This window comes from Streptococcus sp. ALY_211 (assembly GCF_058314555.1).
On record NZ_JBZFUN010000002.1, the window covers coordinates 90954 to 103409 of the forward strand.

The window sequence follows — 12456 nt, forward strand, 5'->3', positions numbered from 1 at the left end:
TGCAACTCCTCCTTGTGCCTTATCAGGGCTAGTATAGCACATTGTGAAAAGGCTTTCAATTTGTTTTTATTTCTTTTCTCTATTTCAAAACAAAACAAGCACCCAATAAAAAGGGCACTTGCTTATTCATGTAATTTTTTTGAAAGATAGTTTTGGGATAGGAAAATAAAGACATTATTTAAGATAAGGTTAGAAGGGGAGTTCTTCCGATTCTAATACAAGGTCGGTCAAATCATTGTTTCCATTGTTCTCCCTCATGGCTCTTTGAGCTCTGCTCTCTAGGAGCTGGAAGGTTTGTCCTAGAACCTCGGTCACATAATGCGTTTGACCGTCTTTTTCATAGTGTCGCGTTCTTATTTCACCGTCAAGGGATAGAAGACTTCCCTTACTCGCATAGGCAACCAAAGTCTCTGCTAGCTTTCCCCAAAAGACGACGCTGATAAAGTCAGCTTGGCGCTCTCCATCCTGAGACTTGAAGCGCCGATTTACAGCTATCGTCATATGAGTGACGGAACGATCACTCGAGGTCTTAACTAGCTCTGGCTTGGCTACCAAACGACCGATGAGTACGACTTTGTTGTACATATTTTCACCTCCTACTTATCTATCCGTAATTTATTTTGAAAATAAGGATATTTTTTGAAAAAAATAAAAAAATCAGTAAAAACTGATTGATTTCTATAAGATTAGGCTATTGGGTTAATTACTCTTTTCGTAATCTCCGATTTTCTAATATGAGATGAGACTGCAATAAAGTCTGTCTGGATACATAAATTAGCATTCAAAAAGAGGGGATTAACACATTTAATTTAATTAACAGGGACTTAATTTTTCCAGTGCTTTTCTGGATCAAAGGCTTCTCCAACTAAGGCTGTATCTTCTAATTCGATGATGCCACGCTTTTGAGGCGCATTGGGTAAGGCCAGCTCACGTGGAGAGCACATCATCCCGTAGCTGTCTTCACCACGAAGCTTGCCTGGAAAAATCAAATTCCCACTTGGCATCATAGCACCTGGCAAGGCTACAATCGTTTTGAGACCAACCCCTGCATTAGGGGCACCTGCTACGATTTGCACCATTTTATCTGGTCCAATTTTGACTTGGCAAATATTGAGATGGTCGCTATCAGGATGCGCTGCCATTTCGGTGATCTGTCCCACCACAAAGACAGGAGATGGAGTCCCTTCAAGTCTTTCCTCAAAGCCTTCTTTTTCGAGCTCTTGATTGAGGATAGCCACGTCCTCATCCTTTGGGAAAACTTGACCATTGCCATCGATTGTGATGAGGCTAGATGCTTCAAAAATATTCCAAGCTAGGGTTTTCTCTGTCTCAGACTCAAAGATCCGTGCCACCTTACCTCTGCGCTCAACCTCACGCTTGAGTGCCTTTGTATCCTGAAGGATCACCATCAAGACATCACCAACTTGTTTTTTATTGTATGCAAAAATCATATCTTTTCTTCCTTTACTTTAGTCCGCTGAGGAACTGATTGATTTCTTCTTTGGTTTTTCTCAGTTTATTGACCAGACGGCCAATTTCCTTGCCATTTTCAAGGACTACTAGGCTAGGAATACCAAAAATATCCCACTGCTGAGCTACTGGCATAAAGGCATCACGATCTACCTGAATAAAGGTATAATCAGGATTAGCTGCCTCGATCTCAGGAAGAGCAGGATAGATAAACTGACAATCAGGGCACCAATCTGCCGTAAAAAGAAAAACGTATTTTCCCTCTTTTTCGACATAGGCCGCTAAGTCTTCTAAACTCTCTGGCTTAATCATGATCTTCCTCCTGATAGCTAATAGCACCTGCATCATAAATGAAGTCCAAAACGCGACCATCTTCAAAGACTAGACCGCCCTTTAGGAGATTGCCTTGGGAAGCATAGCTCTTGATAAAGAGGACTTGAATTGTTCCCATAGTTTCAAAATAGGTACGAATCTCTTGGAGTTGACGCTTAACTTTTTGAGTCTCCACCTGCTTGTGAAGATGATAGCCTAGAGCAGCCAGACCAGCTAGACCCACTAGAGCAGATGTTAGCACTAATTTTTTTGATTTCATGCCATCCATTTTAACACAAATGCAGGACTAAAGCGACCTGCAAGAAGATAAGTTGAATTGGACTTTAGTCGGAAAAATCAAGTCAGGTTTGTAATCACTTTGTGCTACAATAGGTTTATAGAATCGAGGTACATGATGACAGATTTATTTTCAAAAATTCAAGAAGTTACTGCTCTCAAAGGGATCGCTGGCTATGAACATCAGGTTCGTGATTTTTTACGTCAAAAAATGATCCCGACTGTCGATCGCATCGAAACGGATGGGCTAGGGGGGATCTTTGGCGTTAAAGAGAGTTCTCAAAATGATGCTCCACGAATCATGGTAGCTGCTCATATGGATGAGGTCGGCTTTATGGTCAGTGAGATCAAGCCAGACGGTACCTTGCGGGCTGTGGCTGTCGGTGGCTGGAATCCTCTGGTCATCAGCTCACAGCGCTTTAGTCTCTTTACGAGACAGGGACGTGAAATTCCTCTTATTTCAGGCTCTGTTCCGCCACATTTCCTACGTGGTAAAGATGGGCAAAGCAAGCTCCCTGATGTTTCAAATATTATTTTCGATGGTGGCTTCACAGATAAGGATGAAGTTCTAGCCTACGGTATCGCACCAGGAGATATAATCGTTCCTGATAGTCAGGCTATACTGACGGCTAATGGCAAAAACATTATCAGCAAGGCCTGGGATAATCGCTATGGTGTCCTCATGGTCAGTGAATTGTTGGAGAATCTAAAAGGACACGAATTACCAAATACTTTAATCGCTGGTGCCAATGTTCAAGAGGAGGTTGGTCTGCGTGGGGCACACGTGTCTACGACTCAATTTGATCCTGATCTCTTCTTTGCTGTTGACTGTTCACCGGCAGGGGATGTTTATGGAGATCAAGGACATATCGGTGATGGTACTTTGATCCGTTTTTATGACCCAGGGCATATTATGCTCAAGGACATGCGGGACTTTCTACTGACAACTGCTGAGGAAGCTGGTGTCAACTATCAGTACTATGCTGCTAAGGGAGGAACTGATGCTGGGGCAGCTCATCTACAAAATCGTGGTATCCCATCCACAACCATCGGTGTCTGCGCTCGCTATATCCACTCCCATCAGACACTTTACAATATGGATGACTTCTACCAGGCACAGAACTTCCTACAAGCTATCATCAAGAAATTGGATCGCTCGACAGTAGATACTATCAAAGCTTATCGTTAAATCACCAACTTAAAACGCACTTTTTGCGAATTGCAAAAAGTGCGTTTTTATAAAAGAAAATTCTATTAGAACATAGCATATATAATGATAGTGCTTATAATATTGTTTAGCATATGAAGAGCAATGCTGTACTCCAAACGATTATAACGATAGGTAAACCAGCCGATCACGAGGCCCATGCCTACATAAGTCACCAAGGCTCCCCAACTATCTGGAAAATGAAAGAGGCCAAATAGTAAGCTAACTAGCAAGTATCCCCACCAGGTATTGTCAAAGATTCCCTTTTGGAAAAATCCTCGGAAGGTTAGTTCCTCAGTTATAGGAGCCACGAAACCTGTAAATATCAGCATATAGATGAAAGGACTGGCTTTAGCTATCTCCTCAAGGGTCGTTTGATTGGCCGTATCGCTCTTTCCTTGCAACCCCATGAGCCAGCTTCCCAATGTGTTGATCCCTAGCATGGCTAGATAGCCTAGGAGGAGTCCCCCGATGAGCAACTTCCAATTCAAGCCCTCTTTATGGATCAACTTGTAATGCTTGAGCAACCAGACCGATAACCCTATAATGATCAGGTCGATCACAATTAATATCCCTATCTGCCAAGCAGGTAAGTGGATCTTGAGGATGTCTTCAACATTAGACACATCCATACCCTTGGCGGCTGCAATAATCCCTTGGAAGATTTGCATTATCACTCCAGACGCTTGCTCACCTGCTAGAACAGCAAGGGCTAGTCCAAAGTATAACAAGCGATCATACCAATGTTTCTTTTTTATTTCTACCATAAATTACTTTCCTTTTCTATCTTAAATTTTCAAGCCAGGGTCAGATTAGACTCCCTTCAGGGCGATAGAACAGAGTCGTATAGCCCAGACCCAGACTGACTGACGAACGTTTTATGTCCTCTATTCTAGCATATTGTTAGTAGAGAGGGTAGCTCTTTTTTATTGGCCCACTAGTCCTGCCAAAAAAGCTCATCTAAAGACTTATCCAATGCCTTGCAAATGGCTATGCAGAGGTTGATCGTGGGATTGTAGTCTCCTTTTTCAATGGCGGAGATGGTCTGGCGCGATACCCCAACCGCATCTGCTAGGGCTTGCTGGGTGAGGTCCTTGCCTGCTCGGGCTGATTTTAGTCGCAAATTTTTCATTCCTGATCCTCTTTTTGATCTCTACGAATACGGATAAGAATGGAAATGCCCATGGATAAAGCCATAAATGTTATTATCACCAATATTCCTACATCATTAAAAAAGTATGTTCCAAACAATTGTCTATCGTGGGATAAAAGGATCAACACAAGCGATATCATGACTAAGATGGCTAAAAACAGTCCGATACTTAACATCAAGTAAGCAATCCGTTTGCCGTACTTGGACCAGCGCCTAAAACGCGAATCTGTAAACATACTGGCTCCGCTTAGGATAGCTGTACAATTGTAAATGGTTAAGCCTCCCCACATCGCTAATTGCGTCAAAAACTCATAAGGGATTTTGGGAGTAACAAAAATGCTCAACCACAAGACAACAAGCATAAAGTAAAAGGCAGGTTGGGCACTGGTTTTAGCGATGAGCATTTGACGCTCATCAAAAATCGGAGTCGCCTTTACTTTTTGAACATCTTTATCATCTTCTATCCCTGCTTCCAACTTATCTTGAGTTTGCTTTGCCCTCCTAAGCCCAAACAATAGTAGGACAATCATAATGCCAAAGAAGAGAGTTGCTATACCAGCAATAGTCTTAGTCGAGGACCTATCATTGAAAAAATAAACAATAATAAACCCTAGTAAACCAAGAGCGTAGAAAGTTATCATCTTCCACTGATTTTTAACTAAATTTTGGTTATTCAAATGATTTTTTGCCAACATTTTTACTCCTTATTCGTCTTCTGTAACCTCACGCTCATTTTTCTTTAGGGCATAGAGAATAGAAATTCCCATGATGAGGGCTGTTAAATTTAAAGGGAGAGAGTTGATTGTACCATTCTCCCCCAACCATGGTGATCCTTTGAATAGAGAAATCAATATCTCATTGATGATTGAGAGCGACGCAGTAATCAGCTCTATCCAAGCAAAGATTCTTGTGTATTTGTACAAGCGCTTATTACGGTTATTGAGCATAGGATGGACCAACTTCACTATATCTAGAGAAACTAGAATTGCTACTCCTCCCCACATTCCTAAATTAATAAAGAAACTATGAGGCAATAAAGGATAGAGAAAAGTATCCGAAAAGAGAATACCAATCACAAACCAAAAAGCTGGAATATAGCTGGCAATACTGAGCTGCAGCTGGCGTTCATCTAAAGCAGATTGAACTTTCTTCTTACTTAAAAACGCTTGAACATCGCTATCGTTGTCCTTCCCCGCATCGATTTTAGCCTGAATACGTTTTACCTTTTGAAACCCCCAAGTTATGACAACAAATGAGACCAAAAACAAAACTATTGCTACCAGCAAGATTATTTTTAGAGCAAAATCCGATACTGTCAAAATATTAACTAAAAGCAACACCTCAAAGAGAGCAAATACCAAATTCACTAGCCATTGGACTTTCCGAATCTTTTTTATCATCACAATCTTTTCCTCTCATTGTCTCGTTAGATTTTAAATTTATACTATCAGTATATTCATAGGTAGACTTTTTGTCAACTATATCTTACAAAAAATATTTTATAAATGTCATTTTGCTAAACTTGGCTAAAAAAATCCTCTGGGCAATCTGCCCAAAGGATACTTATTATCTAGGATTCTGACCCATGGTAAAGATGGCCAGGGTATTTGGTCCAACGTGGGCTGAAATGATTGGACCTAAAGGCATGACAAGTACTTGGGAGATAGCAGGGCTCTCTAGCAACTGCTCCTTGAGAGACTGGGCTGCGGCTTGGTCATTAGCATAACTAACGATGGCTGTTGTCTCTTTAACGTCTGTGAGAGCATGGGCAAGCATTTCTTTCATAGCTTTTTTGCGGCCACGGATCTTAGCTAGAGGCACCAGATAACCTTGGCTATCCAGCCACAGCAGGGGCTTGATATTGACCAAGCTACCTATGACAGCTGAACTCTTGGATAAACGACCCCCACGCATCAAATGGTAAAGATCATCTACTAAGAAATAAGTACGCAAACGAGGCAGGATGTCCTGTATACGCTCCATGGTCGCCTCTAAGCTGGCACCTTCCTTTAACATGTCAGCAGCTACCATGGATAGGTAGCCTTCACCCCCTGAAGCAGCTCTGGTATCAATAATCTCAATTTGGGCTTCTGGAAAATCTTCTAAAACCAAATCACGGGCAATGGTACTGCTTTGATAAGTTCCAGAAAGTACAGAAGAAAAGGCCAAGTAGAGCACTGGCTGTCCTTTTTGTGCATAGGTGCGAAAGGCTGCTTCAAATTGACCGACATTGACCTGACTAGTCACTGGCTTAGCGCCGTTATTCATAGCATCTAGAAGCTTATCGCTGGTCAAACGTCCTTCCCCGACTGTCGGATACGTCGTCCCATCCAAGGTAATGGTCAAACCTAGAATATCAATGTCATTTTGAGCGGCCCATTCTTCATCAAGGTCAGCCGTCGAATCCGTTATAATCTTAAATGTCATAGTCATCTCCATCTGTTTTTCAATGGCTTATTATACCAAAAAAGGTAGACCTTGCCTACCTATGATTTATTTCAAATCATCCATCAACTTTTTGAGTTGGCTCAGTTGGTCCTCGTTGAAAGAGCCCAGTTTGGGTGTGTAGAGGTCGATGTGATCAGTCATCTTGTCCAAGTCAGATTTAACGACATTAACACGTTCTTCCAGTTCACGCGCAGATACTCTCAGGGCACCTTGAGAAAAGATCGTCCACTGCTCATTAAGATCACTTGTGGCGACTTCGACAAGATTAAGGGCTGTATTTAGCTCTGCTGCTGCTCGCTCGATATAATCATCTGCCGTTTCGTCTTCTTCAGTAAAGATAATGCTGAGCTGGTAATCATCATAGCGTTGACGACTGCCCGGAACGTACTGGGCATCAAAAACACAGATAATCTCGATATGCTCAAAGCTGGCATAGTGACTGAGCTTATTGAGTAAAATATCTCTAGCTGCTTCTAGCTGATTGGTCTTAAAGTACTGGTGTGTTTCCTGCCAGAATGCAATCATATTGTAGCCGTCCACTAACAGTATCTTGCGCTTGGGCATAAGACTTCCTCTCGTTTATAATTTATTGCGAAAAACCTCATACATGAGAATAGCTGCTGCTACACTGGCATTGAGGCTTTGAACATGACCATCCATAGGAATCGTGATCATTTCATCAACGTGTTTTTTAATATTGGCAGAAATTCCCTTGCCTTCATTTCCGATAATAAGAGCTAACTTTCCTGAAGTGTTCCATTGAGTCGAGGGAGTGCCATCCATATCTGTCCCAAAGACCCAGAAGCCAGCTTCTTTTAAGATATTCAGGGTCTGGCTAAGGTTGGTCACACGAGCAATGGGGACATGCTCAGCCGCCCCTGTTGCCGTTTTAGCGACAACAGGAGTGACACTGACAGCTCGATGCTTAGGAATAATGACGCCCGTCACTCCTGTCGCATCTGCTGTCCTCAAAATAGAGCCAAAGTTATGGGGGTCCGTCAGTCCATCTAGGATAAGGATCAGGGGGTTCTCCTCTTGATCTGCTTTTTCTAGAATGTTCGAGAGCTCACTGTAGGTAAACTCGGATACTCGTAGAACAAAGCCCTGATGGACAGCACCTTGGGTCATCTCTGCTAATTTTCTCTTGGGTGTCCAAGAGATAGCTACCTTTTTTTCAGTTGCTAACTCTTTGAGCTTGTCGACATTTTTTCCTTGCAGATCATCTTGGATATAGAGCTTATTTCCAGTATTAGCCTGAAGGCTTTCTGTCACAGCATGGACACCGTAGACAATGTCCGTTTCTTGATGTGTTTTCATGTAGTAAATACCTTTTTTAGGACTTGGCCTACTGTTGAGACACCGATCACTTCAATACCTTGAGGGGTGACTATATCAGACAGGCCTGTTTTAGGGACATAAATTTTTGTAAAGCCTAACTTGGCTGCCTCAGCAATCCGCTGCTCTAATCGATTGACCCGGCGTATCTCTCCCGTCAACCCAATCTCACCAATAAAGGCATCTTGTGGATTAGTGGGCAGTTCCTTGTAGCTGGAAGCAATAGCTACAGCTACAGCTAAATCGATGGCTGGCTCATCTAACTTTACCCCACCAGCTGATTTGAGATAGGCATCTTGATTTTGCAGTAAAAGACCACAACGCTTCTCCAAGACTGCCATGATCAAGCTGACTCTGTTGAAATCTAGTCCGGTCGTTGTTCGTTTAGCATTGCCGAAGACTGTGGGCGTCACTAAGGCCTGGACCTCTGCTAAGATAGGCCGGGTGCCTTCCATTGTCACAACGATAGCTGAACCGGTTGCGCCATCCAAGCGCTCCTCCAGAAAGACCTGACTAGGATTTAACACCTCTATTAAACCGCCAGAGCGCATTTCAAAAATACCGATTTCATTGGTTGAGCCAAAACGATTCTTGACGGCACGCAGGATACGAAAAGTATGATGGCGTTCCCCTTCAAAATAGAGAACAGTATCTACCATGTGTTCCAGCATACGAGGACCAGCTAACTGACCTTCCTTGGTCACGTGACCAACGATAAAGGTGGCAATATTATTCGTCTTAGCTAGCTGCATCAGCTCCGCCGTCACTTCACGCACCTGTGAGACCGATCCCTGAACACTTGTTACCTCAGGACTCATCACTGTCTGGATCGAATCGATGATCAAAAAGTCGGGCTGAAGACGCTCAATCTGCTCTCTAATATGCTGCATATTGGTCTCTGCATAGAGGTAAAACTCATTATCACTATCTCCCAAGCGCTCACTGCGCAATTTAATTTGCTCTGATGACTCCTCTCCGGAGACATAAAGGACCGTTCCTTGTGACGCTAATTGGATAGATACTTGAAGTAGCAGGGTCGATTTTCCAATTCCAGGATCTCCACCGATTAAGACTAGACTCCCTGGAACGACACCACCGCCTAAAACACGGTTAAACTCTTCCATGTCTGTTTTGCTTCTTGCATAATTGATCGAGCTTATATCCTTGAGCTTGGTTGGTTTGCTTTTTTCTCCTGTCAGACTGACTCTGGCATTCTTGACTTCAGCAACTTCTACTTCCTCAATAAAAGAAGACCAACTCCCACAGTTAGGACAACGTCCCAGATACTTAGGGGAATTGTAGCCACATTCTTGGCAGACGAAGGTTGATTTTTTCTTAGCGATCGTTGGTATCCTCCACTCTTAGTTAGTTTCCTGTCGAGCCAAAGCCGCCCGTACGCACTCCGTCAGCCTCGTCCCCATCAGCGATAAGAAAGGGAGCAAAGACAGCTTGCACGATGCGCTCACCGATGTCAAGGCTTACAGGTTCTTGGCTGATATTTTTCATCTGGGCAAAGATGTGCCCTTCATTATTAGGATTATCATAGTAATCCTTATCAATCACACCGACTGAATTGATCAGAACCAGCCCTTTCTTACGTGGATTTGATGAGCGATCAAAAAGATAGAGGACTTCTCCTGGCTGCATATAGGCTTTGACACCAGTTGGGACTAGAGCGATTTCTCCAGGCGCAATGGTCATAGGAGCAGCAACCTTCAAGTCATAACCTGCTGCATGAGCCGTCTCACGCTTAGGGAGGAGATCCAGCTCCTGATATTGGCTGACTAGCTGAAAACCACGAATTTTTGACATGTGTCACCTCAATTAAATTAATACTCTCATTATACTATATTCGTAAAATAAATGATAAAAGTGACTCCTTCCACCTCTTTTCGTATTTCTACCTCTTTTAAGCCAGAACAATCTTTCTAAACGCCTAAGCCATAGCCATTTATTAGCTTCTCTTCAAATGCTTGATCCTACCTGACTTCCTCTCTTAAGAGTCAGCTGCAGTCTTTGTTTTCACTGCTTTTATGATATAATAGGTAAGATATTAGTATTATGGAGAATCGTTATGAAAAAACAAAAAATTGCTGTCCTAGGACCAGGTTCATGGGGAACTGCTCTTGCTCAAGTCCTAAATGACAATGGGCATGAGGTCCGTATCTGGGGAAATATTCCCGAGCAGATCGATGAGATCAATGACAGACATACTAACACCCTCTACTTTAAGGATATTGTACTGGATGAATCTATCAAAGCCTACAAGAGTTTGGAAGAGACCTTGGATGGGATTGATGCTGTTCTCTTTGTGGTTCCGACAAAGGTAACACGTTTAGTCGCTAAGCAGGTCGCTGAACTGCTAGATCACAAGGTTGTCATCATGCACGCCTCCAAGGGACTGGAACCTGGCACACATGAACGCTTATCCACTATCCTTGAAGAAGAGATCCCTAGCGATAAGCGCAGTGAAATCGTTGTAGTGTCCGGCCCAAGTCATGCTGAAGAGACTATTGTTCGCGATATCACTTTGATCACAGCGGCTTCTAAGGAACTCGAAACTGCTAAATATGTCCAATCTATCTTTAGCAATCGCTATTTCCGCCTCTATACCAATACCGATGTTATCGGCGTTGAGACTGCCGGTGCCCTTAAAAATATTATTGCTGTCGGGGCAGGAGCATTGCATGGTATGGGTTATGGAGATAACGCCAAAGCTGCAGTTATTACCCGTGGCTTAGCAGAGATCACCCGTCTGGGTGTCAAGATGGGGGCTGACCCTCTGACTTATAGCGGTTTATCTGGTGTCGGTGATTTAATCGTTACAGGAACGTCCATCCACTCGAGAAACTGGCGGGCTGGGGATGCCCTTGGACGTGGCGAAAAGTTAGAAGATATTGAACGCAATATGGGCATGATCATCGAGGGTATCTCAACTACCAAGGTGGCTTACGAACTCGCCCAGCAACTCGGTGTCTACATGCCAATCACCACAGCCATTTATAAGGCCATTTATGAAGGGGCAGATGTCAAGGAATCTATTCTCAATATGATGTCTAATGAACTGCGCTCTGAAAATGAATGGCAAGAAGATCAACTGTAAATTTTAAAAGGATATCAAAACTATGCAAAAAGTTAGAAAAGCTGTTATTCCTGCTGCAGGTTTGGGGACACGATTTTTACCAGCTACCAAGGCGCTTGCTAAGGAAATGCTGCCGATCGTTGACAAACCGACGATCCAATTCATTGTTGAAGAAGCACTTAAATCCGGTATTGAGGAAATTTTGGTGGTTACCGGTAAGTCTAAGCGCTCAATCGAAGACCATTTCGATTCCAACTTTGAATTAGAATACAATTTAGAGCAAAAAGGAAAAACCGACCTCCTCAAGCTGGTCAATGATACCACCGCTATCAATCTTCATTTCATCCGCCAAAGTCATCCCCGTGGTCTGGGAGATGCAGTTCTTCAGGCTAAAGCTTTTGTTGGCAATGAACCGTTTGTGGTCATGTTAGGGGATGATCTGATGGATATCACTGATGAGTCAGCTGTTCCATTGACGAAACAATTAATCAATGATTTTGAGGAGACTCATGCCTCTACTATCGCTGTCATGCCAGTCCCTCACGAGGAAGTCTCTGCTTATGGAGTTATCGCACCACAAGGGCAAGGAGATAAGGGACGCTACTCTGTCGAAACCTTCGTAGAGAAACCAGAACCAGAGGAGGCACCTAGTGACTTAGCTATCATCGGACGTTATCTTTTGACACCTGAGATTTTCGATATTCTGGAAAATCAAAAACCAGGTGCTGGTAACGAAGTTCAGCTCACCGATGCCATTGATAGGCTCAATAAAACACAGCGTGTCTTTGCTCATGAGTTTACTGGTAAGCGCTATGATGTCGGTGATAAATTCGGCTTCATGAAAACATCGATTGACTATGCCTTGCAGCATCCGCAAGTTAAGGATGATTTGAAGCGCTATATTATTGAGTTGGGAAAAGAGCTCTCTTCTGAGAAGTAAGATAGATGTTTCAAATAGACAAAAAAGCAACGGATAAATTCCGTTGCTTTTTCTATTGATGAGGTAATCATAGTATGAATAAACCATTTGACAAAGAATTTTGAAATACTTCGACAGTCAAATACTCCGTATTAATATTCTACTCCGGACATTACTTCTACTTGAATTTAATGAAAAATATTGTATAGATGAACAAAAGAATTAATATAATA

General features: G+C 42.8%; 16 protein-coding genes. 3 read left to right on the plus strand and 13 right to left on the minus strand.

Features of this window, described 5'->3' with window-relative positions:
* Nucleotides 1-189: 189 nt before the first annotated feature.
* The 4 genes from AC4HAJ_RS02375 to AC4HAJ_RS02390 form a co-directional block, all read right to left on the minus strand.
* A complete protein-coding gene (locus AC4HAJ_RS02375; protein WP_491078564.1) occupies nucleotides 190-585 on the minus strand; it encodes a single-stranded DNA-binding protein in 396 nt (131 codons plus the stop codon).
* Nucleotides 586-824: 239 nt separating this feature from the next.
* On the minus strand, nucleotides 825-1451 hold the full coding sequence (gene ytpR / locus AC4HAJ_RS02380) for a YtpR family tRNA-binding protein (protein ID WP_491078565.1): 627 nt from the start codon (nucleotides 1449-1451) through the stop codon (nucleotides 825-827).
* Between the two features lie 13 nt (nucleotides 1452-1464).
* On the minus strand, nucleotides 1465-1782 hold the full coding sequence (locus AC4HAJ_RS02385; protein ID WP_491078566.1) for a thioredoxin family protein: 318 nt from the start codon (nucleotides 1780-1782) through the stop codon (nucleotides 1465-1467).
* Nucleotides 1775-2062 carry a DUF4651 domain-containing protein gene (locus AC4HAJ_RS02390; RefSeq protein ID WP_491078567.1) on the minus strand — a complete coding sequence of 96 codons (288 nt, stop codon included), beginning with the start codon at nucleotides 2060-2062 and terminating at the stop codon, nucleotides 1775-1777. Before AC4HAJ_RS02390 ends, AC4HAJ_RS02385 begins: the two co-directional genes overlap by 8 nt.
* A 135-nt stretch (nucleotides 2063-2197) precedes the next feature.
* On the opposite strand from AC4HAJ_RS02390, the gene pepA reads away from it, so the two are divergent.
* Entirely contained in the window at nucleotides 2198-3268 is a 1071-nt protein-coding gene (pepA, locus tag AC4HAJ_RS02395) for a glutamyl aminopeptidase (RefSeq protein WP_491078718.1), read from the plus strand.
* A gap of 65 nt (nucleotides 3269-3333) precedes the next feature.
* On the opposite strand, the gene AC4HAJ_RS02400 is transcribed toward pepA, so the two are convergent.
* From AC4HAJ_RS02400 to AC4HAJ_RS02440, 9 genes are all read right to left on the minus strand, one after another.
* Nucleotides 3334-4053: a CPBP family intramembrane glutamic endopeptidase gene (locus AC4HAJ_RS02400; RefSeq protein ID WP_491078568.1), complete on the minus strand. Its 720-nt coding sequence runs from the start codon at nucleotides 4051-4053 to the stop codon at nucleotides 3334-3336.
* A gap of 170 nt (nucleotides 4054-4223) precedes the next feature.
* Nucleotides 4224-4418: a helix-turn-helix transcriptional regulator gene (locus AC4HAJ_RS02405; protein ID WP_491078569.1), complete on the minus strand. Its 195-nt coding sequence runs from the start codon at nucleotides 4416-4418 to the stop codon at nucleotides 4224-4226.
* Nucleotides 4415-5134, minus strand: a complete 720-nt coding sequence (locus AC4HAJ_RS02410; protein ID WP_491078570.1) for a hypothetical protein — start codon at nucleotides 5132-5134, stop codon at nucleotides 4415-4417. Before AC4HAJ_RS02410 ends, AC4HAJ_RS02405 begins: the two co-directional genes overlap by 4 nt.
* Nucleotides 5135-5143: 9 nt before the next feature.
* Nucleotides 5144-5839, minus strand: a complete 696-nt coding sequence (locus tag AC4HAJ_RS02415) for a hypothetical protein (RefSeq protein WP_491078571.1) — start codon at nucleotides 5837-5839, stop codon at nucleotides 5144-5146.
* Between the two features lie 166 nt (nucleotides 5840-6005).
* Entirely contained in the window at nucleotides 6006-6866 is an 861-nt protein-coding gene (locus tag AC4HAJ_RS02420; protein WP_491078572.1) for a DegV family protein, read from the minus strand.
* Between the two features lie 66 nt (nucleotides 6867-6932).
* The gene (locus AC4HAJ_RS02425) at nucleotides 6933-7451 is read right to left on the minus strand and encodes an NYN domain-containing protein (RefSeq protein ID WP_491078573.1); all 519 of its coding nucleotides are present in this window, start codon (nucleotides 7449-7451) and stop codon (nucleotides 6933-6935) included.
* Between the two features lie 15 nt (nucleotides 7452-7466).
* Nucleotides 7467-8204, minus strand: coding sequence for a 23S rRNA (guanosine(2251)-2'-O)-methyltransferase RlmB (rlmB, locus tag AC4HAJ_RS02430; protein ID WP_491078574.1), 738 nt, complete (start codon nucleotides 8202-8204; stop codon nucleotides 7467-7469).
* Nucleotides 8201-9565 carry a DNA repair protein RadA gene (gene radA, locus AC4HAJ_RS02435; RefSeq protein ID WP_491078719.1) on the minus strand — a complete coding sequence of 455 codons (1365 nt, stop codon included), beginning with the start codon at nucleotides 9563-9565 and terminating at the stop codon, nucleotides 8201-8203. The genes rlmB and radA overlap by 4 nt, the downstream gene beginning before the upstream one ends.
* 22 nt (nucleotides 9566-9587) lie before the next feature.
* The gene (locus AC4HAJ_RS02440; protein ID WP_491078575.1) at nucleotides 9588-10034 is read right to left on the minus strand and encodes a dUTP diphosphatase; all 447 of its coding nucleotides are present in this window, start codon (nucleotides 10032-10034) and stop codon (nucleotides 9588-9590) included.
* Between the two features lie 262 nt (nucleotides 10035-10296).
* On the opposite strand from AC4HAJ_RS02440, the gene AC4HAJ_RS02445 reads away from it, so the two are divergent.
* Together AC4HAJ_RS02445 and galU are read left to right on the plus strand one after the other, a co-directional pair.
* Nucleotides 10297-11325 (plus strand): NAD(P)H-dependent glycerol-3-phosphate dehydrogenase, encoded by a 1029-nt coding sequence (locus AC4HAJ_RS02445; RefSeq protein WP_491078576.1) that lies wholly within the window; start codon nucleotides 10297-10299, stop codon nucleotides 11323-11325.
* Nucleotides 11326-11347: 22 nt separating this feature from the next.
* On the plus strand, nucleotides 11348-12244 hold the full coding sequence (gene galU, locus AC4HAJ_RS02450; RefSeq protein ID WP_491078577.1) for a UTP--glucose-1-phosphate uridylyltransferase GalU: 897 nt from the start codon (nucleotides 11348-11350) through the stop codon (nucleotides 12242-12244).
* The last annotated feature ends 212 nt before the right edge of the window (nucleotides 12245-12456 follow it).

What these genes read in the sequence shown, in the direction of transcription:
- AC4HAJ_RS02375 (WP_491078564.1), bottom strand. Translation starts at nt 585, where the DNA reads ATGTACAACAAAGTCGTACTCATCGGTCGTTTGGTAGCCAAGCCAGAG.
- ytpR (WP_491078565.1), bottom strand. Translation starts at nt 1,451, where the DNA reads ATGATTTTTGCATACAATAAAAAACAAGTTGGTGATGTCTTGATGGTG.
- AC4HAJ_RS02385 (WP_491078566.1), bottom strand. Translation starts at nt 1,782, where the DNA reads ATGATTAAGCCAGAGAGTTTAGAAGACTTAGCGGCCTATGTCGAAAAA.
- AC4HAJ_RS02390 (WP_491078567.1), bottom strand. Translation starts at nt 2,062, where the DNA reads ATGAAATCAAAAAAATTAGTGCTAACATCTGCTCTAGTGGGTCTAGCT.
- pepA (WP_491078718.1), top strand. Translation starts at nt 2,198, where the DNA reads ATGACAGATTTATTTTCAAAAATTCAAGAAGTTACTGCTCTCAAAGGG.
- AC4HAJ_RS02400 (WP_491078568.1), bottom strand. Translation starts at nt 4,053, where the DNA reads ATGGTAGAAATAAAAAAGAAACATTGGTATGATCGCTTGTTATACTTT.
- AC4HAJ_RS02405 (WP_491078569.1), bottom strand. Translation starts at nt 4,418, where the DNA reads ATGAAAAATTTGCGACTAAAATCAGCCCGAGCAGGCAAGGACCTCACC.
- AC4HAJ_RS02410 (WP_491078570.1), bottom strand. Translation starts at nt 5,134, where the DNA reads ATGTTGGCAAAAAATCATTTGAATAACCAAAATTTAGTTAAAAATCAG.
- AC4HAJ_RS02415 (WP_491078571.1), bottom strand. Translation starts at nt 5,839, where the DNA reads ATGATAAAAAAGATTCGGAAAGTCCAATGGCTAGTGAATTTGGTATTT.
- AC4HAJ_RS02420 (WP_491078572.1), bottom strand. Translation starts at nt 6,866, where the DNA reads ATGACATTTAAGATTATAACGGATTCGACGGCTGACCTTGATGAAGAA.
- AC4HAJ_RS02425 (WP_491078573.1), bottom strand. Translation starts at nt 7,451, where the DNA reads ATGCCCAAGCGCAAGATACTGTTAGTGGACGGCTACAATATGATTGCA.
- rlmB (WP_491078574.1), bottom strand. Translation starts at nt 8,204, where the DNA reads ATGAAAACACATCAAGAAACGGACATTGTCTACGGTGTCCATGCTGTG.
- AC4HAJ_RS02440 (WP_491078575.1), bottom strand. Translation starts at nt 10,034, where the DNA reads ATGTCAAAAATTCGTGGTTTTCAGCTAGTCAGCCAATATCAGGAGCTG.
- AC4HAJ_RS02445 (WP_491078576.1), top strand. Translation starts at nt 10,297, where the DNA reads ATGAAAAAACAAAAAATTGCTGTCCTAGGACCAGGTTCATGGGGAACT.
- galU (WP_491078577.1), top strand. Translation starts at nt 11,348, where the DNA reads ATGCAAAAAGTTAGAAAAGCTGTTATTCCTGCTGCAGGTTTGGGGACA.